Source organism: Streptomyces sp. NBC_01142, assembly GCF_026341125.1.
Taxonomy (GTDB): domain Bacteria; phylum Actinomycetota; class Actinomycetes; order Streptomycetales; family Streptomycetaceae; genus Streptomyces.
In genome coordinates, this window is record NZ_JAPEOR010000001.1 from 2,756,093 (window position 1) to 2,774,970 (window position 18,878).

The 18,878-nt window shown below is 70.2% G+C and carries 17 protein-coding genes, 1 tRNA gene and 2 pseudogenes; 12 read left to right on the forward strand and 8 right to left on the reverse strand.

Annotated elements, in window-relative coordinates; all coding sequences use genetic code 11:
• Positions 1–7: 7 nt before the first annotated feature.
• Positions 8–1,027, reverse strand: a complete 1,020-nt coding sequence (locus OG883_RS12580) for a nitronate monooxygenase family protein (RefSeq protein ID WP_266539183.1) — start codon at positions 1,025–1,027, stop codon at positions 8–10.
• Positions 1,028–1,288: 261 nt separating this feature from the next.
• On the opposite strand from OG883_RS12580, the gene OG883_RS12585 reads away from it, so the two are divergent.
• Both OG883_RS12585 and OG883_RS12590 read left to right on the forward strand, forming a co-directional pair.
• Positions 1,289–2,512 carry a cytochrome P450 gene (locus OG883_RS12585; protein WP_266539185.1) on the forward strand — a complete coding sequence of 408 codons (1,224 nt, stop codon included), beginning with the start codon at positions 1,289–1,291 and terminating at the stop codon, positions 2,510–2,512.
• A gap of 153 nt (positions 2,513–2,665) precedes the next feature.
• On the forward strand, positions 2,666–3,439 hold the full coding sequence (locus tag OG883_RS12590; RefSeq protein WP_266539187.1) for a cobalt-precorrin-6A reductase: 774 nt from the start codon (positions 2,666–2,668) through the stop codon (positions 3,437–3,439).
• On the opposite strand, the gene cobF is transcribed toward OG883_RS12590, so the two are convergent.
• Positions 3,408–4,163, reverse strand: coding sequence for a precorrin-6A synthase (deacetylating) (cobF, locus tag OG883_RS12595; protein ID WP_266539189.1), 756 nt, complete (start codon positions 4,161–4,163; stop codon positions 3,408–3,410). The two genes, OG883_RS12590 and cobF, sit on opposite strands and share 32 nt — an antisense overlap.
• 79 nt (positions 4,164–4,242) lie before the next feature.
• On the opposite strand from cobF, the gene OG883_RS12600 reads away from it, so the two are divergent.
• From OG883_RS12600 to OG883_RS12610, 3 genes are read left to right on the forward strand one after another with little or no spacing between them, the layout of a single operon-like run.
• Positions 4,243–4,968 carry a (Fe-S)-binding protein gene (locus OG883_RS12600; protein ID WP_266539190.1) on the forward strand — a complete coding sequence of 242 codons (726 nt, stop codon included), beginning with the start codon at positions 4,243–4,245 and terminating at the stop codon, positions 4,966–4,968.
• Positions 4,965–6,383, forward strand: coding sequence for a LutB/LldF family L-lactate oxidation iron-sulfur protein (locus tag OG883_RS12605; RefSeq protein WP_266539192.1), 1,419 nt, complete (start codon positions 4,965–4,967; stop codon positions 6,381–6,383). Before OG883_RS12600 ends, OG883_RS12605 begins: the two co-directional genes overlap by 4 nt.
• Complete coding sequence (locus OG883_RS12610; RefSeq protein WP_266539194.1) at positions 6,380–7,033, forward strand: LUD domain-containing protein; 654 nt, start codon at positions 6,380–6,382, stop codon at positions 7,031–7,033. Before OG883_RS12605 ends, OG883_RS12610 begins: the two co-directional genes overlap by 4 nt.
• Here OG883_RS12610 and OG883_RS12615 read toward each other — a convergent pair.
• Together OG883_RS12615 and OG883_RS12620 are read right to left on the reverse strand one after the other, a co-directional pair.
• A complete protein-coding gene (locus OG883_RS12615) occupies positions 7,022–7,495 on the reverse strand; it encodes a DUF309 domain-containing protein (protein WP_266541471.1) in 474 nt (157 codons plus the stop codon). The two genes, OG883_RS12610 and OG883_RS12615, sit on opposite strands and share 12 nt — an antisense overlap.
• Before the next feature lie 70 nt (positions 7,496–7,565).
• Positions 7,566–8,273: an MFS transporter gene (locus OG883_RS12620; RefSeq protein WP_323180899.1), complete on the reverse strand. Its 708-nt coding sequence runs from the start codon at positions 8,271–8,273 to the stop codon at positions 7,566–7,568.
• Positions 8,274–8,304: 31 nt separating this feature from the next.
• Between OG883_RS12620 and OG883_RS12625 the strand changes: the two genes are divergently transcribed.
• Positions 8,305–8,481, forward strand: a complete 177-nt coding sequence (locus OG883_RS12625) for a hypothetical protein (RefSeq protein ID WP_266539196.1) — start codon at positions 8,305–8,307, stop codon at positions 8,479–8,481.
• A gap of 110 nt (positions 8,482–8,591) precedes the next feature.
• Positions 8,592–8,665 (forward strand) — tRNA-Pro (locus OG883_RS12630).
• 343 nt (positions 8,666–9,008) lie between these two features.
• Here OG883_RS12630 and OG883_RS12635 read toward each other — a convergent pair.
• Together OG883_RS12635 and OG883_RS12640 are read right to left on the reverse strand one after the other, a co-directional pair.
• Positions 9,009–10,292, reverse strand: a complete 1,284-nt coding sequence (locus OG883_RS12635) for an NAD(P)/FAD-dependent oxidoreductase (protein ID WP_266539198.1) — start codon at positions 10,290–10,292, stop codon at positions 9,009–9,011.
• Positions 10,293–10,466: 174 nt separating this feature from the next.
• A pseudogene (locus OG883_RS12640) lies at positions 10,467–10,723 on the reverse strand (IS256 family transposase); the annotation flags it as partial.
• 211 nt (positions 10,724–10,934) lie between these two features.
• Between OG883_RS12640 and OG883_RS12645 the strand changes: the two are divergent.
• A pseudogene (locus tag OG883_RS12645) lies at positions 10,935–12,148 on the forward strand (helix-turn-helix domain-containing protein).
• 57 nt (positions 12,149–12,205) lie between these two features.
• Here the strand turns inward: OG883_RS12645 and OG883_RS12650 are convergent.
• Positions 12,206–13,000, reverse strand: coding sequence for an alpha/beta fold hydrolase (locus OG883_RS12650; RefSeq protein WP_266539200.1), 795 nt, complete (start codon positions 12,998–13,000; stop codon positions 12,206–12,208).
• Between the two features lie 86 nt (positions 13,001–13,086).
• Between OG883_RS12650 and OG883_RS12655 the strand changes: the two genes are divergently transcribed.
• Positions 13,087–13,683: a TetR/AcrR family transcriptional regulator gene (locus OG883_RS12655; protein WP_266539203.1), complete on the forward strand. Its 597-nt coding sequence runs from the start codon at positions 13,087–13,089 to the stop codon at positions 13,681–13,683.
• Positions 13,684–13,963: 280 nt separating this feature from the next.
• Here OG883_RS12655 and OG883_RS12660 read toward each other — a convergent pair whose 3' ends face one another.
• The gene (locus tag OG883_RS12660) at positions 13,964–14,521 is read right to left on the reverse strand and encodes a hypothetical protein (RefSeq protein WP_266539206.1); all 558 of its coding nucleotides are present in this window, start codon (positions 14,519–14,521) and stop codon (positions 13,964–13,966) included.
• A gap of 847 nt (positions 14,522–15,368) precedes the next feature.
• Here OG883_RS12660 and OG883_RS12665 point away from each other — a divergent pair.
• From OG883_RS12665 to OG883_RS12675, 3 genes are all read left to right on the forward strand, one after another.
• Positions 15,369–15,596 carry a type A2 lantipeptide gene (locus tag OG883_RS12665; RefSeq protein ID WP_266539209.1) on the forward strand — a complete coding sequence of 76 codons (228 nt, stop codon included), beginning with the start codon at positions 15,369–15,371 and terminating at the stop codon, positions 15,594–15,596.
• Positions 15,597–15,805: 209 nt separating this feature from the next.
• Positions 15,806–16,612 carry an HlyD family efflux transporter periplasmic adaptor subunit gene (locus OG883_RS12670; RefSeq protein ID WP_266539212.1) on the forward strand — a complete coding sequence of 269 codons (807 nt, stop codon included), beginning with the start codon at positions 15,806–15,808 and terminating at the stop codon, positions 16,610–16,612.
• The gene (locus OG883_RS12675; RefSeq protein WP_266539215.1) at positions 16,609–18,867 is read left to right on the forward strand and encodes an NHLP family bacteriocin export ABC transporter peptidase/permease/ATPase subunit; all 2,259 of its coding nucleotides are present in this window, start codon (positions 16,609–16,611) and stop codon (positions 18,865–18,867) included. Before OG883_RS12670 ends, OG883_RS12675 begins: the two co-directional genes overlap by 4 nt.
• The last annotated feature ends 11 nt before the right edge of the window (positions 18,868–18,878 follow it).

Below are 18,878 nucleotides of genomic sequence, written 5' to 3' on the forward strand. Positions count from 1 at the left end.
CCGCGGCTCAGCCCCCGCCCGCCGCGCCCGCTGCGCCCGACGGACCCGACGGACCGGACGCGCGGGAGGCGGCGACGGCGGCAGCCACAGCGACCAGGACGGACTCCGCGTCGCCGACGACCCTGCGGATGATCTCGCCCGCCGGAAGGATCTCGTGGACGAGTCCTGCCGACTGTCCGGTGAACGGCAGATACTCGTCGCCGCGCCCGCTGCGGACAGCCTCCATCAGCAGCGGCACGACCTCTGTCGGGTCAATCCGCTCGGGATGCTCACGCAAGGTGTCCACCAGAGGGGTGCGCAGGGTCCTGGGTACGCCGAAGCTGCCGGGACGGGTGTACGGCGACAGTATGCCGTCGCTGTTGGTCGCCTTGACGGCATCGACGGCGTCCGCCGCCACGATCCGCTGTTTCCACTCGTCGGACGCGGTCATCTCCGCCGATGCCAGAAATCGGGTCCCCATCGACACTCCCTGGGCGCCCAGGACCAGCGCCGCGGCGAGGCCACGCCCGTCGGCGATTCCCCCGGCCGCGACGACCGGGGTGTCGCCCGCCATGTCGACGACCTGCGGTACCAGCACCATGGTGCTCACCTCGCCACCGTGGCCTCCGGCCTCGCCGCCCTGCGCGACGATGACATCGGCGCCTGCGTCGAGGGCCTCGGCCGCCTGCCGGGCATCCATCACCTGCTGGATCCACAGAATGCCGGCGTCATGAGCCCGAGCGATCAGGTCGTCGGGCACCGCGAGGTGGAAGGAGATGGCCGCGGGGCGTTCCTCGATCGTGGCCCGGAAGGCGTCCTCGTCGAGCGGCCGCGTCGTGTGGTTGATCGCGAACGGGCGGTCGGTCAGCCCGCGCAGCCGGGACCACTGCTGCCTGAGTTCGGGGAGGGACCGGGCCGCTGTACCCAGGCTGCCGAGGCCGCCGGCCTCGCACACGGCCGCTGCCAGCTCGACCTCTTCCCACGGACCGAAGGGGGCGCAGATGACGGGCACCTCTATGCCGAGCAGTTCACACACGGGCGTATGCATGTCTGCCTCCTGCATCGGGAGAGGTCACCGGCGCTGCTCGCCCAGGACACCGCCCGGGGGTCATTTCCATCATCCCCCCGGCTGCCGGGCCCGGCCCTCCGACCGCCGAGCGGACAGGCGTGCCCTGCGCCGCGGGCCCTTCCCGGCGCGGCGGAGCTCGGGCACCATGGCCGGACACACGTCGAACGCACGGCCGGACGTACAGCGCGCTCACACCGCAAGGACCTGTGCAGGAACCTTCCTTCCGACCGGAGGCGCCGCGTGGCGAGCAAAGATCACGCCAGGCTCGACGAGCTGCAACGCGATCCCTATCCGCTCTATGCGCGGGCGCGCCGGGCCGAGGGGCTCACGTTCGTTCCCGAGCTCGACGCCTGGCTCGTGGCGCGGGACGCGGATGTACGGGAAGTGCTGCGGCGGCCCGAGGAATTCTCGTCGGTGCGCGCACTGCTCCCCGAAGTGGTGCCCTCACCCGCCGCGCTGGAGGTACTGGCCAAGGGGTACGGGAAGCGGCCCACGGTCGTCTCCACCGACGGCCCCGCCCATCAGCGCCACCGGGCCCCGCTCAACCGTGGACTGTCCGCCGGACGCATCGCCGCGCTGGTGCCGTACGCCGCCGAGCGCGCCGAGGCCCTGCTCGACGGTTTCGCGCCGGACGGCGGCGTCGAGCTGATGGAGGCGTACGCGCGCGAGTTACCCGGTCAGGTGATCGGCCGGCTGATCGGCCTCGACCCCGCGGATGTGCCCCTCGCCGTGCATGGCGGCTACCGTGCGGAAGAGCTGCTGTTCCGGCCGCTGGACCCGGACGAGCAGGTCCGCGCCGCCCACGATGTTGTCGCGCTCCAGAATCTGCTCGACGCCTGCATACGCGACCGCCGGGCGAGCCCCCGCGACGATCTCTGCTCGATGATGGTCGCCGCGCTCGCGCCCGGAAGCGGACCACTCGCACTCGACCAGCGCCACGAACTCGTCTCGAACCTCCAGAACCTCCTGATCGCCGGGCATCTGACCACCACCGCGCTGATCGGCACGACACTGCTCCACCTGCTGCGCGACCGCAGCCAGTGGGAACTGATCTGCGCCGAACCGGAGTTGATACTGGGGGCCGTGGAGGAGGCCGCACGGTACGACACAGCGGTCCAGGGTTTCCGGCGGACCACCACCCGGCCCGTCACGATCGCCGGAACCGAACTTCCCCCCGGGTCCACCGTGTTCGTGGCCTACGGATCGGCCAACCGGGACGAGCGACGCTACGACCGGCCCGAGGTCTTCGACATCACCCGGCCGCTCTCCCGTCAGCATCTGGCATTCGGTCACGGAGCCCATGGCTGCCCCGGATCCCAGCTGGCCCGCGAACAACTTCGCCTGACGATCGGCCTGTTCACCCGCAGACTGCCCGGGCTGCGGCTCGCCGACGACCGCCCGCCGGTCGTGATGCGGCCCACGCTGATCCATCGCTCGCCCGAGGAGCTGCATCTCGCCTGGTGAGCGGCTCATCGAAGGCGGTCTGGCGAAGGGCCCGCCGAGCAGCACCATGTACTGCTCGCCGCGCTCCCGGCCCGCGACGAGAGCGCGGTCGGTGGCGTGGTGACCGGCCACCCGGGCCATGTACGCGACCTCTGGCCGAGTAGCCTCGATGCCATGCCCGGCACGCACATCCTCGTCCTCGGCGGTACTGCCGAAGCCCGGCAGCTCGCCGCCGAGCTCGCCGCCCGCCCCGCCACCCGGGTGACCACCTCGCTCGCCGGGCGGGTGGCGCAGCCCCGGATGCCCGCCGGAGACGTACGCATCGGAGGGTTCGGCGGGCCCGAAGGGCTCGGCGGCTGGCTGCGCGAGCAGGAGGTGGACGCCGTTGTCGACGCCACCCACCCCTTCGCCGCCGTCATCAGCGCCCATGCCGCTCAGGCCGCCGCCGCCGTGGGCATCCCGCTGTGCGTGCTGCGGCGGCCCGGCTGGAGCGCCGGTCCCGGGGACCGCTGGCATCCGGCCGACTCGCTCGCCGACGCCGCCGCGCAGCTGCCCGCGCTGGGACGGAGTGTCTTCCTCACCACCGGGCGCCTCGGCCTCGCCGCCTTCGCGGACCTCGGACAACTGCGCTTTCTCGTACGGTCGGTGGAGCCCCCCGAGCCGCCGCTGCCCCCGCACACCCACGTCCTGCTGGCCCGCGGCCCCTTCACCGTCGAGGGCGAGCGGGAGCTGCTGCGTACGCACGGCATCGACGTCCTCGTCACCAAGGACAGCGGCGGACCCGCCACCGCCGCCAAGCTCACCGCCGCACGCGAGCTGTCCCTGCCCGTCGTCGTGGTCCGCCGCCCGCCCGCGCCGACGGGGGTGGCCCTGGCCCCGGACGTGGCGGGCGTTCTCGAACTGCTCGGCGGACTGCTCAGCCGCGCCGCAGCAGGTAGGTGTCCATGATCCAGCCCTTGCGGGCGCGTGCCGCGGCCCGCAGCTCCTCGATCCGCTCCGACACCTCCGACAGCCGCCCCGACACCAGGATCTCGTCCTCGGTGCCCACATAGGCGCCCCAGTAGATGAACAGATCCTGGTCGAGGTGACGGGTGAAGGCATGCCGGGCGTCCAGCATCACGACCACGTCGTCCACGCCCTCCGGCCAGCCCTCGGCGAGCCGCCGGCCCGTCGTGATCTGCACGGGACGGGCGACCCGGTTGAGCCCGGTGCGATGCCTGGCGAGCAGCGCCGAGACGCTGCTGATGCCGGGAACCACCTCGTGGTCGAAGGCGACCGCGCCACGCTCCAGGATCTCCTCGAGGATGCCGAGGGTGGAGTCGTACAGCGCCGGATCGCCCCAGACGAGGAACGCCCCGCACTCGTCCTCGCCCAGCTCCTCGGCGATGAACCGCTCATAGAGGTCGGCCCGGCGGCGGCGCCAGTCGTCGACGGCGGGGGAGTAGTCCGATGTTTTCCGGTCCCGCTCCGGATCGCGCGCCTCGATCAGACGGTACGAAGGGTCCGCGATGTGCGCGTCGAGGATGTCGCGCCGCAGCTGTGTCAGATCCGACTTCTCCTCGCCCTTGTCGAGGATGAAGAACGCATCCGCCTTGTTCAGCGCCTTGACCGCCTGCAGCGTCAGATGGTCGGGGTCGCCCGCTCCGATGCCGATCACATAGATCTGTCTCACGTCCCCGAGTATGCCGGGTGCGCCGCACCGCTGATCGCGGGACCTACCGGGTCGGCCGGGACCGGCCTATCCTCCGACCATGCGTGTCGCACTCTTCGTCACCTGCGTCAACGACGCGTTGTATCCGGCCACGGGTATCGCGACGGTGAGACTCCTGGAGCGGCTGGGGGTGGAGGTGCACTTCCCGGCCGCGCAGACCTGTTGCGGGCAGCCTCAGTTCAACACCGGATACCGGCGTGAGACCGAACCTCTGGTACGGCGGACGGCACGGGCCTTCGAGGGGTACGAGTACGTCGTGACCCCGTCGGGATCCTGCGCGGCCATGGTGCGTGAGCACTACGCGGAGTTCGGGGAGACGTCGCTTCCGTCCCGTATGTACGAACTCACCGAGTTTCTTGTCGACGTCCTCGGTGTCACGGACGTCGGCGCGTACTTCCCGCACACCGTCACCTACCACCCCTCCTGCCACGGTCTGCGGATGCTCGGACTGGGGGAGCGGCCGAGGAAGCTCCTCGACGCGGTCAAGGGCCTGGAACTGCGTGAACTGCCCGGCGCCGAGGAGTGCTGCGGCTTCGGCGGCACGTTCGCCGTCAAGAACGCCGATGTCTCCCTCGCGATGGGCCAGGACAAGATCCGCAACGCCGCCTCCACTGGAGCCTCGGTGCTGTGCGGCGCCGACAACTCCTGCCTGATGCACATCGGCGGCATCCTGCGCCGCCAGGGCGAGCACACGAGCGACGCGCCACTGCGGGCCCTGCACATCGCGGACATTCTGAGCTGCACCGAAGAGGAGCCCCACCGATGAGCGGGACGTATCTCGGGATGCCGCCCTTCCCCACGGCGGCCAAGGAGGCCGTGCACAATGCGACGCTGCGCGCCAATCTGCGGCACGCCACCCACACCATCCGCGACAAGCGGGCCAAGGCAGTGGCGGAACTCGCCGACTGGGCACAGCTGCGCGAAGCCGGCAAGCAGATCAAGGACCGCACACTGCGTCATCTCGACCGATATCTCGAGCAGTTGGAGACGGCCGTCACCGCGGCCGGCGGCACCGTGCACTGGGCGGCCGACGCCGACGAGGCGAACAGGATCGTCGCCGACCTCGTGAAGGCCACCGGCGAGCGTGAGGTCGTCAAGGTCAAGTCGATGGCCACCCAGGAGATCGGCCTCAACGAAGCGCTGGAGGCCCAAGGCATCGCGGCGTACGAGACCGATCTCGCCGAGCTCATCGTGCAGCTCGGCGACGACCGGCCGTCGCACATCCTGGTCCCCGCCATCCACAGGAACCGCGGCGAGATCCGCGACATCTTCGAGGAGAAGATGGCGAGTTGGGGGCGGGCCGCACCCGAGGGGCTCTCCGACAGCCCGGCCGAACTCGCCGAGGCGGCCCGCCTTCACCTCCGGGAGAAGTTCCTGCGGGCCAAGGTCGGCATCTCCGGCGCCAACTTCATGGTCGCCGAGACCGGCACCCTCGTCGTCTTCGAGTCGGAGGGCAACGGCCGGATGTGCCTGACCCTGCCCGAGACGCTGATCTCGGTGGTGGGGATCGAGAAGGTCGTGCCGAGCTGGCGCGACCTGGAGGTCTTTCTGCAGACGCTCCCGCGCTCCTCGACCGCCGAGCGGATGAATCCGTACACCAGCATGTGGACCGGCACGGCCGATACGGACGGACCAGAGACCTTTCATCTGGTGCTGCTCGACAACGGGAGGACCGCCGCACTGGCCGACGAGGTCGGACGGCAGGCGCTGCGCTGCATTCGCTGCTCCGCCTGCCTCAATGTGTGCCCGGTGTACGAGCGGGCGGGCGGCCATGCGTACGGCTCCGTCTACCCCGGCCCCATCGGCGCGATCCTCAGCCCCCAGCTGCGCGGAACGCAGAGCGAGATCGATGCCTCCCTGCCGTACGCCTCCTCCCTCTGCGGTGCCTGTTACGAGGTGTGCCCGGTCGCCATCGACATCCCCGAGGTCCTCGTCCACCTCCGGGAGCGGGTCGCCGACCGGGGCGGCAAGGGGCACCGGCTGGAGAAGGCCGCGATCAAGGCGGCAGGCTGGGTCCTCGACCATCCCGCCGCGCTCGCCGCGGGGGAGCGCATCGCGTCCAGGACTCGCAAGCTGCATCCGAGGAAGCCGCCGGGCGCCGGGGCCTGGACGGCCGGCCGTGAACTGCCCGAGCTGCCCGCCGAATCCTTCCGTGACTGGTGGAAGAAGAACCGCACATGAGCACCGGGCCCCGCTCCACCGCGAGCTCCCGTGACCGCATTCTGGCGCGTGTCCGTGCGGCGGTGGCCGACGCGCCCGACACTCCAGAGCCCACCCGCGAGTACCTCCACAGCCACACTCCCGACGACCCTGCCGCGATCCTCGACCTGCTGCATGAGAACCTCGCGGACTACCGGGCCGTCGTGCACCGCACGGATGCCGGCCAACTGCCGTCGCTGCTGTCGCGGCTGCTCGCCGAGCACGGATCCGGGACCGTGCTGGTGCCGCCCGCGCTGCCGCAGTGGTGGCTCGGCGCTGCCGAAACCACCCGTATCCACGACCGCGCGGAGTCCACGGCACAGGAACTCGACGCGGTGGACAGCGTCGTCACCGGATGCGCGCTCGCCATCGCCGAGACGGGAACCATCGTTCTGGACGGCAGCCCCGACCAGGGACGCCGCCGCATCACGCTCGTACCGGACCATCACATCTGTGTCGTACGCGCCCCGGACCAGGTCGTCGCGTCGGTGCCGCAGGCGATGCCGCGTCTCGATCCGACGCGCCCGCTGACCTGGATCTCAGGCCCCTCCGCCACCAGTGACATCGAGCTCGACCGGGTCGAGGGTGTGCACGGCCCCCGCACCCTGGAGGTCGTCCTGCTACAGGGCTGAGGTCAGCCGGGGGGCCTCGGCGCCGGCGTCCAGCGGTCCTTCGACCCGGGCCGCGAGTTCCTGTGCCCAGGCGGTCAGTCCGGCCACATCGATGTCGTACGGGTCGGGGAATCCGGCGATCCGGTCCGCGCCTCTGAGCAGCAGCCGTGCGCCGCCCGCCGTATTGCCGCGGGCGGCGTGTGTGAGGCCGACTGCCAGCTGGGCGAGCCCGCGCCACAGCTCACGCTCCGCCTCGGGCCCGGACTTCCAGGCGTCCTCGAGGACCTCGTGCGCATGGAAGGGCATGCCCGCGTCGAGGAGCCGCTGCGCCTCGGTCAGTGTCTGACCGGGAGTGCGGATCACCCCCTCGGGCTGCCGCTCCACTCCTGGAGTCCCGTACGGAAGCGGGCGTCCCAGCCCGTCGCGGGGGCGTGCGTTGCGTGCGCGCCCCTCGGCGTCGCGGTCCCTTCGTGCGTTGTCCACGTCTCGGTCGTTGTCCACTCCTCGATTGTCCCCCGCGGGGGTGGGGACCGTACGAGCGCCTCCCTGTTGGTCAGACGCCGTTCCGTGCCGCCGGCCTTGTGTGCGGCAGGAGCAGGCAGCACGCCGCCGCGGCGGCCACCGTCGCCACCAGAGTGAAGATCCAGCCGTGCCGGAAGGCAGCGGCCACCTGCGCGCCCTGCGGCCTGCCGAGCACCGCGACGAGTCCCGCGACCCCCACCACACCGCCGGTCTGCCGTGCCATGGTCACCACCGCGGAGCCGGTGGAGAAGTTCGTCGGAGGAAGCCTGCTGACGGCGGTGCCCACCAGCGTGGGCAGCGTGAAGCACACGCCGATGCCGGTCAGCACCATGCCGGGCAGGAGCCCGGACACATAGTTGTGGTCGTCGGCGTTCAGGGTCGCGATCCACCAGATGAGGCCGGTCGCGAACAGCACACAGCCGGCAGCGGCCACGGTCGCCGCACCGAGCCGCTGCGCCAGCGTGCCCGCGAGCGCGGACAGGAGCGGGACCATCAGCGGCCCGGGGCTGATCGCCAGACCGGTCTGCAGCGCGGACCAGTGCCATACGTCCTGGCACCACAGCGCCGCGGAGAGCAGCATGGCGCTGAAAGCCACCGCGAACAGCAGATTCGCGAGCATGGCAGGGCCCATGGCCGGCAGCCGCAGCAGATCCAGCGGGAGGACCGGCGAGTCGTGCTGGGCCGAGCGCCGGACGAACAGCGCGAGCAGGACGACCGCGGCCACGAGCGTGAACGCCACAGAGCCAGACGTCCAGCCCCAGTCCGGCGCCTTGACCAGCCCGACGCCGCCCGCAGTCTTCAGTCACTCCTGCGGCGAGGAACTGGACATGGTCCACAGCTGCCGCCACTGCGGCGAGGAGGTCGTGCCCGACGATCTGCGGCTGCGGGTGCGAAGTCCCGGCTGGGACAAGCGCGGTCCCGTCGAGCGGGACGATGAGCCGGCGTGAGTGGTGAGGCGTGAGGCATGAGGCATGACCGCAGGCCGCGCGTCCGCCGGCCCCTCGGAGTGGGGTAATGTTCTCTTCGTTGCTCGGCCGGGAAACCGGCGGAACCGCAACGGGACGTGGCGCAGCTTGGTAGCGCACTTGACTGGGGGTCAAGGGGTCGCAGGTTCAAATCCTGTCGTCCCGACTCGAAAGAGTCGCAGGTCGGAGGCCGTTCTCTCATCGTGAGAGGACGGCCTTTTCCATGCCCGGGCGCGTGGTGGTCGCAGTGTGGTCGCACGTCCCGCGCGGGGCTGGTTCGCTGTGGAGCCGACCCCGAGTTTCACAGCGACCTCCTTCATCGCGGCTCACTCGGTGTCGTACCCAGGCACCTCAGCGGCCATCCGCACCGCACGGCGGCGCAGCTCGACGGGATCCTCGACGGACGTGCCATGGTCTGGGTGGAAGCAAGCCTCCACAGGTCCCCGGAGCGGTTCAGTGTTCCTTTCTGCGGAAGCTTCCGCCGGCGAGTGGAGTGGGAGGGCAGCCGGTCATGACCCTGTGTGTGACAGGTGCGCGGTGGGCACAGTCGTCCCGCGATGCTTGATGTTGACGGCCGAAGCCTTGGCCAGCGCCACGGGGTTCAAGAATCGCAGCGGACCGATCAGGCGGGATGCAAACAGGTGCATGTGCCGCGCCACCGACTCGTCGCGCGCTGCCGCCGAGAACATCAGCCGCTCCATGGGATTGAACGGACGGGCCTTGGCGAAGTCGGCGGCCAGGTACTGGTGACCGCGCAGCTGGCGCCGGTGCCTGCGTGCGTACATCACGAGCGACCTACTGAGGTCGCCCCGACCGGTTGCGGCCGAGGCGACCGTCTCTGCCAACCATTGCGCAGACTGCAGAGCCCACCCGCATCCCACTCCCCACAGGGGGTCGCCGGTCAGGGCGGCGTCGCCGATGAGCGCGACGCCCGGTGCGGTCGGCCTGCGGCTGTGAAGCGGGTAGTTGACAGTGCCGGTGATCTTCGTGAGGCGCTCGGCGGAGTCGATGGGCGGTGCCTCGGGTAGGGCGCGGACGAATGCGAAGAAGCTACCCTCCAGGTCTTCCCGGAAGGCCGGCAGCCGTTTCTTTTCCGGGAGCACCGCGATGACCGTCACCCCGTCGTCGTTCGGAAACGCGTACGCCATGTCGGGCTCGAGGAACCATGTGTGACCGATCCCGCCGTGCAGCGGAAGGTTGCGGAAGTGCGCGAGATAGCCGAACCGCGCGTTCTCGTGCAGCCGAGCAGGCACCCCGGCGAACTTCGCTACGGCCGAGTCCTTGCCATCGGCGCCGACCACCAGGCGGGCCCGGATCTCGCGCTCGCCCTGTGATGTCGACGCGCGCACCCCCAGAGTTCGCCCGGCTTCCCGGACCAGCCCGGTCACATGATGACCGAGGAGCAGATCGACGCCAGGAGTCTCCGCCGCATGGGACCTGATCAACGGGTCAAGGGTGCTGCGCCGAATGTTGTATGCGTACGGAAGCTCGGGGCCCGTCGGCGCTGCCCTCGGCTCGATCCATCCCCAGCGGGTGTACCAGCGGGCCTCGTTGCGGACGGCTCCCGCCTTCTCCAGAGCGGGGATGAGGCCGAGTTCGTCCAGCACCGGGTAGGCGCTGGCCTGGAGGGAGTGGGTGCAAAGCACCTTGTACGCTTCGGGGTCCGAGCGGCGTTCCAGCAGTGCAACGCGGACACCGCGTCGAGCGAGCAAGATCGCCGCGGCGCTGCCGGCGAGACCGGATCCGCTGATGACGACGTCGTAGTCGTATACCGCGCTCTCAGGCTTGGTCATGCCTGATCGCTCCCTTCGGGGTGTGGTGCCGTTCGTGGGAGTGGTGCAGTGCCACTGCTGTCAGGTGCATGAACAGTTGTCAAGAGTTGTGGATCGGGTGATGTGTGATCAGGCTGCGGTGGCCTCCTCCGTGCGTTCGATCAGGGCGCCGTTCTCGAACCTCGCGCCGGAGCGCGACACCTGCGGCGACTTGCGGCACCACGGGGCCAGGATCTTCGAGGAGAACCGCTTGTGCTCGCCGGTGGCCTCCTCGACGCGGCGGTCGTTCACCCGGGGCGCGGCGACCTCGACCGGGGACCGGCCGCGGTGACAACCGCGCGGGGCCGGTGGCGACCGTTGCGGACCACCAGGCGGTGCCCGCGCTCCTTCCGTTCGCCGGCCAACTCGGCTATGTACTGGCTGACTTCCGCCTCCAGCGTGGCGGCCGGCATCCGGCGGGAGCCTTCGCACGGGCGTGCCTTCCCAGCCCGCGCTGCAACGCGGGCCTACAGTCTGTGGGCTCCTCACCTGTGTGCGGACGTGACGGAACAGCGGTCGTCGCCGGCGAACGCGTCAGCGAAGGGGTCTCCGAGCGCCGGGAGGTTTGGTTACGGCTCAGTGCTGCTGAAGAAGCAGGGCAGGGTGGCGGCGTAGCGTGGCAGCGTGGCAAACGAAGACCTGGGACGGACCCTGCGCCGCTTGCGCCGTCTGGCCTCCCTGGCACAAGAAGAGCTGGCCGAGCGATCCGGCGTGTCCGTCGATGTGATCCGCCGGCTCGAACAGCGGCGGAAGCACTCGGCGCGCCTGCCCACACTGCACGCACTGGCCAACGGTCTCGGCGTGGAACTGACCACGCTCCTGGGCGACCCGCCTGCGGTCTCCGCCACAGGAGAGAACGACGGACCACGCTTGGTGGCCGTACGCCGCGCCATCATGCCCGTGCTCTGGGGGCCGGCGCCGGAGCCGCCAGGACCTGACTTCTCGCTGGACCGTCTTCGCGAGCAGATCGCGGACGGCTGGACGCAGTGCCACGCCGCCGAGTTCGACACGGTGATGAAGGCGCTGCCGGATTTGCTCTCGGACGCGCGCACTGCCACGGCCTCGGGCAACGACGACGATCGCAGGGCCGGTTTCGCAGCCCTGGGCAAGGCACGTCAGCTCGCCGGGCACGTCGCCGTGCGGATGGGCAGGACGACCTTGCCCTGACGAGCCTGGAGCGCGCCATAGACGCTGCGGGACAGTCCTCCGATCCACTGCTTCTGCCGATGATCGTCAACTCCACTGCGTGGACCTATCAGCGGCAAGGTCGCCTGGAGGATGCGTTGAGCATCGCCCTCTGCACCGCCGACGACATGGTGAACGCAGGCCGCGACGAGACAGCCGACGGCCTGAAGGTGTGGGGCGCACTGACCATGAGCGCCGCCACGTCGGCCGCAAGGAGCGGCGACTACGAGCGCGCGGCGGCGATGATGGAGACGGCGGAGAAGGAAGCCGCCCGAGTCTCGAAGCTGCCTGACGGTGGCGACAATCGCATGGTCAGCGTCTTCAGCCCGTCGTCGGTCCGCATCGAACGCGTCCGGCTCGCAGTCCAGTACGGGCACCCCCAGGACGCCTTGGCGCTGGCCAAGGGGATGCGGTTGAGCAAGGACACCCCTCCGTCCTGGCGGACGTGGCTGCTGCTGGACGTGGCCCGAGCCCACACGGACATCGGGGATGCTGCCGGGGCCGTGAAGACCCTGGAGTCCCTGCGCCGGGTGGCGCCGACGTGGATGCAGCACCACACGCTGGCCGTGACCATCGTGCGCGACCTGTGGGCGCTCCCCAAACACCCGCCGGGACTCCGGCCGTTGGCGGAGTTTCTGGGGGTCAGCGAATAGCGTGCTGGAAGTGGGACGTTGCGCGTGTACCTCCCGCGAGTCCACCACAGGGCCGGATCAGCGTGCCGACCGGTCCAGGAACGTGGTGATGAGCTTGAGCCATTCGTCGGGGCGTTCGGCGAACGGGAGGTGGCCGGTCGGGATCTCGACGAGTTCGGCGTCGGGGAGCGCGTCGGCTACCTCGCGGTGCAGATCGGGCGTGACCAGGAGGTCTTCGGTCGTGGAGATCACCAGGGTCGGTACGGTGATGCGGGCGAGGTCCTCGCGGACGTCGACGCGGGTGACGAGGTCGGTGTGTTCGGCCGAGCCCGGCGGGAGGGTCCGGGCGGTCGCCTGCAGCAGGGCGTCGAGATCATCGCCGGGGACGGCTTCCAGTACTGAAGCGCCGAGCGCCAGTGGTACGAGGAACTGCGCCAGCGGTGCGTGGGCGCCGGAGGCGTAGAGGTCCCGCCAGTGTTCGGCGTTCAAGCGCAGGCGTGCGTTGGGCCGGGCGAACGGTGCGGTCAGCACCATGGCCGTGATGCGCTCCGGGTGGCGGGCGGCGGCGCGGATCGCGACGGCGGTGCCCAGGGAGTAGCCGACGGCCGTAAAGGTTTCCAGGCCCTCGGCGACCGCGGCGGCCACAAGCTGGTCGGCCAGTTCGTCCAGGGCGAGGGGCGTGAGCGAACGGAGCGTGTCGCCGGTGCCAGGAAAGTCGACACCGACAACGGTGTGGCCGACGGTGAGCCCGTCGAGGATCGGTCCGTAGTTGGCCGCGATGCTTCCACCGGCGCCGTGGGCGAGCAACAGTCCCGGACCTGTGCCATGGACGCTGCGGGCGAAGGCGGGCTCGGGCAGGGTGATGTCAGGCATGGGAGTCCCCCAGAAGTTTTGTAGCGGTCGCTAAGAATCTGACCCGACCGTACCAGGTTTCTTAGGGGGCGCTATAAAATGGGTCCATGACGAAGACTGGAGGCCGCCCGAGGGGCTTCGACCGCGACACCGCCCTGGAGCAGGCGCTGACCGAGTTCTGGCGGCACGGGTACGAGGCCACCTCGATCGCCTCGCTGACCGCGGCGATGGGCATCAACCCGCCCAGCCTGTACGGAGCCTTCGGGGACAAGCGGAAGCTCTTCACCGAAGCGGTCCGGCGCTACGGGCAGACCTACGGCGCGTTCGGCGGCCGCGCCCTGGCGGAGGAACCCACGGCCCATGCCGCGGTACGACGTTTGCTGCATGAAGCCGCACAGGAGTACACCGATCCCGGCCACCCGCCCGGCTGCATGGTCATCACCGCCGCGACGAACTGCACGCCGGCGGCCGAGGACATCAAGGCCGAACTGCGCGCCCTGCGCGAGGCGAGCAAGCACGCCATCCACGAGAAGATCACTGCCGACCTGCGCGCCGGGTGCCTGGCCGCCTCCGTCGACGCGGCCGCGCTCGCCATGTTCTACGCGGCCACCCTCCAGGGCATGTCCACCCAGGCCTGCGACGGCGCCGGCCGAAGCGATCTGGAACGACTCGCCGACATCGCCATGACCGCCTGGCCGTCATGACCCCTTATCGGCTACGCGCGGTCTCGACCGCCGACCGGAACCCCGGCCATCAGATCGACGCCCTGCTGCGTGCAGGTGTTGATCGTGATCACATCCACCTCGACAAGGCGAGTGGCGCGAAGGTGTCCCGTCCGAAGCGCGACCTCGTGATGCAGCCGGCTGCGTGAGGGCGACACCTTGACGTGCGGGCAGCGACCCGCCCGCTGCGGGAGCCGCACGGAGCCGACGACGGCGCGGCATGAGTCACGCGGCCGGGGCGCGAGCCCAGGGGGCTCTCGTCTCACAGCTGGGTGACCGGCGCCTCCGGCGGTAGGCGGAAGTGCGTGCGGGCCGTTGCCTCCAGCGTGGCCGTTCCCTGCCACTCGCCATGCCGCACCATCTCCGCACCCCCTTCGGAGAAGGAGCGGCCGATCCAGTCGTCGTACCCCGCACCGTCCGGAGGGCTCTCCTGGTGGCGGACGCGGTAGCCGCCCTTCCCGTCCCGCGACAGCTCCATCACCCAGGGGGCCGCTATGCCGGTCCCCTCGACGAGGGTCCGGCCACGGACTGCCAGCTCGGAGCAGGCCATGTCCAGGCCGACCCTCAGGACTCCGTCCTGGGCCTCCCGGATCTCCACGACCTTCTCCGCACAGAACCAGCGGGCCTTGGATGCCGGCGCGGAGTCGCCCAGCATGCCGCCGTCCTTCCCCACTTCGGCGACCAGTGCCGCGTGCACGACGGGCTGGACGGCCTTCCTCAGCCGGGGGTCGACATCCGGGGGAGGTGCCGTGCAGCCGGCAACCACCCCTGCCACGACCGCGCACGCCCCCGCACTCCGCCACACACGCGCCCTGCTCATGGTCCCCCCACGCACCCCTGCGCCTGCCGTTCGCACCTCAACTCTATGCCGGAGCCGGGCTGCTGAGGCGGTGGCGCCGGAACCGGCGCCACCCGGCGCCGGGAGCCGCCCCGCGAGTCCGCGCCCCGCGAGTCCGCGCCCCGCGAGTCCGCGCCCCGCGAGTCCGCGCCCCGCGAGTCCGCATGCCCCGAGCCCGCATGCCCCGAGTCCGCACGCCCCGAGCCCGCACGCCCCGAGTCCGCACGCCCCGAGTCCGCACGCCCCGAGTGAAATGTCGGCACTCTTCGCCGTATCCGGGGTCCGTCGGAGTATCGACAGGAAGCCGCCTATTTTCCGTATCGTCCGGCCCAACTCCGTTATGCGGTTATGTTTCCCTCTCCGGACAGCAGGCCCCTTTCCTGCGGACTCCGGGCGAAGGCGACGTCTTGCAATGGCCGCGTAACACCTCTCGCCGCTGGGCGGACAGGAATTGGCGTCCTTCAGCGAATCTGCACACCGAATGCTCGGGCGGCACACGGTCTCCCAAGGTCTTCCCTGCGCTGACCTGCCCAGGAGCCCGTCTGTGGGGGAATGTCTCGTTCGATGTCAGGAAGTCACCGGATCCCGGGAATCGAGTCGGGTGATCTCGTGAAGAAGCTGCCACTAATCGATGGACGAACGTGCACGTCGAGGTAATTCCCCGCCGGGATGTGCCCTGACCGGCCGCTGTCCGATTAGCGGCCCAACGCGCTTACGTGCTTTGATCCTTCGCACTGCGGGAGTCGGCAAGAAGGGTTCCCGATTTCGGGTATCCGGCAGGGTCGGTCGCAGCCATTTCGAAATATCCATGCGAAGGGAAGCTCCCATCATGAACTTCATCCCCCAGGTCGAGACCCAGGAACTCTCCGACAGCGACCTGGACAACGTGTCCGGCGGCCTGCTCGGCGGCCTCGTCGGCAACGCCACGGCCACCCTCGACTCCGTCGCCCCGGTCTCGGGCACCCTGGGCTCGGTCACCGGCACCGTCGAGGGCGTCACCGGCCTGAACACGGCCGCGGTCACGGGTCTCGCCACCACCACGGTCGCCGGCGTCTGAGTCGGTCGTGTGCCGCTGAGCGGCACCGTCACACGCGGTGACTACGGCACGTCGGCATCCCCTCCTTGCCGACCGGCCGGGACGTCTGCCCCGGATCCGCCCAGGCTCCGGGGCAGGCGGCCACCGCCCCGGCGCGCGCCACGGGCGCCGCGTCGATCCAGCCGGACCATTGCAGTTGTTGCCATTGCAGTTGTTGAGGGAAGAGTGTCGTGCAGTTCCGCCAACAGGCCCTTTCCAAGCTGCAATCGCCCGAGGAAATCGATCTGCCGGTGCGTTTCGCCCGGCCTCAGGGCTGGTTTGTCCTGACCGTCACGGTCGTCGTCATGATTGCCGCATCCGTCTGGGCGGTGACCGGCACGGTGTCGTCCACCCTCGGCGCACCCGGGATCCTCACCCACGCCCAGGGCAGCTACGTCCTGCAGAGCCCCGTCGCGGGCCAGGTCACCGACGTACTCGCCGAAGAAGGCAAGAGGGTTCCCGCCAACACGCCTCTGCTGAAGGTCCGTACCGCGCAGGGAAGCACCGTCGTACGCACCATCGCCGCAGGCCGGCTGACGACACTCGTCGCCACGATCGGCTCCGTGGTCACCACCGGAGCGGACGTGGCGGCCGTGGAGCGCGTCGACAACGCGGACGATCCCCTGATGGCCGTCTTGTACGTGCCGGCCGACAGCGGCTCGACCGTGCCCGTCGGCGCGTCGGTGGATCTCACCGTCCAGTCGGTGCCGACACAGCAGTACGGGGTGCTGCGCGGCCGGGTGAAGGCCGTCGGCCGGACTGCCCAGACCCGCCAGCGGATCACCGGATTCCTCGGCAGCAGCCAGCTGGGCGAGCAGTTCTCGCAGCAGGGCCAGCCCGTGGCGGTACTGGTGCGGCTGGACCGGTCCTCGGCGGGTACGTCCGGCTACGCCTGGTCGTCCTCGGGCGGCCCGCCGTACGACGTCGACTCCATGACCCTGGCCACCGGCGCCATCCACCTGGCCGAGCAGCATCCGATCGATTGGCTGCTTCCATGACCACGCAGCAGCAACTGCCGCCGGCGGGACGCGGCCGCCATCGCCCCGACAGCGCCCCGGCCTCTCGACGCCGTGCGCGCACCCCTGCCCCGAAGGCAAAGAAGCCAAAGGCCGTTCGCACCCCCACCGTTCTCCAGATGGAGGCTGTGGAGTGCGGTGCCGCGGCACTGGCCATGGTCCTTGCCCACTACGGGCGGCATGTGCCTCTCGAGGAGCTGCGGATCGCGTGCGGCGTCTCCCGCGACGGCTCGCGGGCCAGCAACCTGCTGAAAGCGGCGCGCAGTTACGGTCTGCAGGCCAAGGGCATGCAGATGGAGTCGGCAGCGCTCGCCGAGGTGCAGGCGCCGGCTGTCCTGTTCTGGGAGTTCAACCACTACGTCGTCTACGACGGCACGGGGCGCCGCCTCGGCCGCCGTGGCGTATACATCAACGATCCGGACAAGGGCCGCCGCTTTGTGGCGACGGAGGAATTCGACACCAGTTTCACCGGTGTCGTCCTGGTCTTCGAGCCCGCCGACTCCTTCCGCCGGGGCGGCCGCAAACCGGGAGTGATGGGCGCCGTGCCCGCGAGGCTGCGCGGCACCACGGGCACCCTGCTGGCCGCTCTGCTCGCCAGCCTGCTGCTCGTCGGCGTCGGCGCGGCGGGGCCCGCGCTGAGCCGTACGTACATCGACATGTTCCTGATCGGCAATCAGACCTCGCTGCTGGGGCCCCTCTTCGCGTCGATGGCCGCGATGGTGGTGCTCACCGCCGTGCTGACCGGTCTCCAGCAGGCGAACCTGCTGCGCGGACGCATCATCTCGTCCACGCTGAGCAGCGCCCGCTTCCTGCGGCATCTGCTGCGACTGCCGGTCACGTTCTTCGCCCAGCGCAGCCCGGCCGATCTGGTGCAGCGTCTGCAGTCCAACGACGCGGTGGCCGAGACACTGGCGCGTGACCTCGCCGCCGCGGGCGTGGACGGCGTCGTGGTCATCCTCTATGCCGTCCTGCTGTGGACGTACGACCCTCAACTGACGGTCATCGGGGTGCTGATCGCGTTGCTGAACGTGGTCGCGATGCGGATCGTGATCCGGCTGCGGGCCACCCATACCCAGAAGCTGCGCGCGGACAGCGCACGGCTGACCAACACCTCGTACACCGGCCTTCAGCTGATCGAGACCATGAAGGCCACCGGCGGCGAGAACGGGTACTTCCGCCGGTGGGCCGGCCAGCACGCGACCACGCTGGAGGTGCAGCAGCGCCTCGGCGTGCCGAGCGCGGCCCTGGCCGTCGTCGCGCCCACCCTCGCGACGCTCAACAGCGCGCTGATCCTCTGGATCGGTGGCCTGCGGGCAGTGGAAGGCCATATCTCGATCGGCCTGCTCGTCGCCTTCCAGGCGCTGGTGGCGCGCTTCACCGCACCGATCACCCGGTTGAACGGAGTGGCGGGCAGGATTCAGGACTTCGCCGCGGATGTGGCCCGGCTGAAGGACGTCGAGAGTTTCCCGGTCGACGTGCTGTACTCGCGCCGGGAGCCGGACGCGAGCACGCGCAGGCTCAAGGGCAATGTGACGCTGGAGAACATCACCTTCGGCTACAGCCCGCTCGACAAGCCGCTGCTCAGCGGCTTCTCGCTGGCGGTCGGTCCTGGCCGGCAGGTCGCGCTCGTCGGCGGATCCGGCAGCGGCAAGTCCACCGTCTCCCGGCTGATCTCCGGCCTCTACAGTCCCTGGGAGGGGACGATCCGTATCGACGGGCAGCGACTGGAGGACATTTCCCGCAGCGCGCTGGCCGCCTCGGTCTCCTTCGTCGACCAGGACGTGTTCCTCTTCGAGGGCACGGTCCGGGACAACGTGGCGCTGTGGGACCCGTCGATACCCGACGAGGCTGTGGTCGCCGCTCTTCAGGACGCGGCGCTCTACGACGTGATCGCGCGGCGTCCCGAAGGCATCCACAGCCGGGTCGAGCAGGACGGCCGCAACTTCTCCGGCGGACAGCGGCAGCGACTGGAGATCGCCCGGGCCCTCGTCCGGCGGCCGAGCATTCTGGTCCTCGACGAGGTGACCAGCGCCCTGGACGCGGAGACCGAGCGGGTCATCATCGACAATCTGCGGCGGCGCGGCTGTGCCTGCGTGGTGATCGCCCACCGGCTGAGCACGGTGCGCGACAGCGACGAGATCGTGGTCCTCGACCACGGCTCGGTCGTCGAACGCGGCCGGCACGAGGACCTCGTCGCTGCCGGAGGCCCGTACGCCGAGCTGGTCAAGGAGCACTGACGTGTCATCCG

Coding starts and splice junctions, on each gene's coding strand:
- OG883_RS12580 (WP_266539183.1), bottom strand. CDS start 1,027: ATGCATACGCCCGTGTGTGAACTGCTCGGCATAGAGGTGCCCGTCATC.
- OG883_RS12590 (WP_266539187.1), top strand. CDS start 2,666: ATGCCCGGCACGCACATCCTCGTCCTCGGCGGTACTGCCGAAGCCCGG.
- OG883_RS12600 (WP_266539190.1), top strand. CDS start 4,243: ATGCGTGTCGCACTCTTCGTCACCTGCGTCAACGACGCGTTGTATCCG.
- OG883_RS12605 (WP_266539192.1), top strand. CDS start 4,965: ATGAGCGGGACGTATCTCGGGATGCCGCCCTTCCCCACGGCGGCCAAG.
- OG883_RS12610 (WP_266539194.1), top strand. CDS start 6,380: ATGAGCACCGGGCCCCGCTCCACCGCGAGCTCCCGTGACCGCATTCTG.
- OG883_RS12635 (WP_266539198.1), bottom strand. CDS start 10,292: ATGACCAAGCCTGAGAGCGCGGTATACGACTACGACGTCGTCATCAGC.
- OG883_RS12650 (WP_266539200.1), bottom strand. CDS start 13,000: ATGCCTGACATCACCCTGCCCGAGCCCGCCTTCGCCCGCAGCGTCCAT.
- OG883_RS12655 (WP_266539203.1), top strand. CDS start 13,087: ATGACGAAGACTGGAGGCCGCCCGAGGGGCTTCGACCGCGACACCGCC.
- OG883_RS12660 (WP_266539206.1), bottom strand. CDS start 14,521: ATGAGCAGGGCGCGTGTGTGGCGGAGTGCGGGGGCGTGCGCGGTCGTG.
- OG883_RS12665 (WP_266539209.1), top strand. CDS start 15,369: ATGAACTTCATCCCCCAGGTCGAGACCCAGGAACTCTCCGACAGCGAC.
- OG883_RS12675 (WP_266539215.1), top strand. CDS start 16,609: ATGACCACGCAGCAGCAACTGCCGCCGGCGGGACGCGGCCGCCATCGC.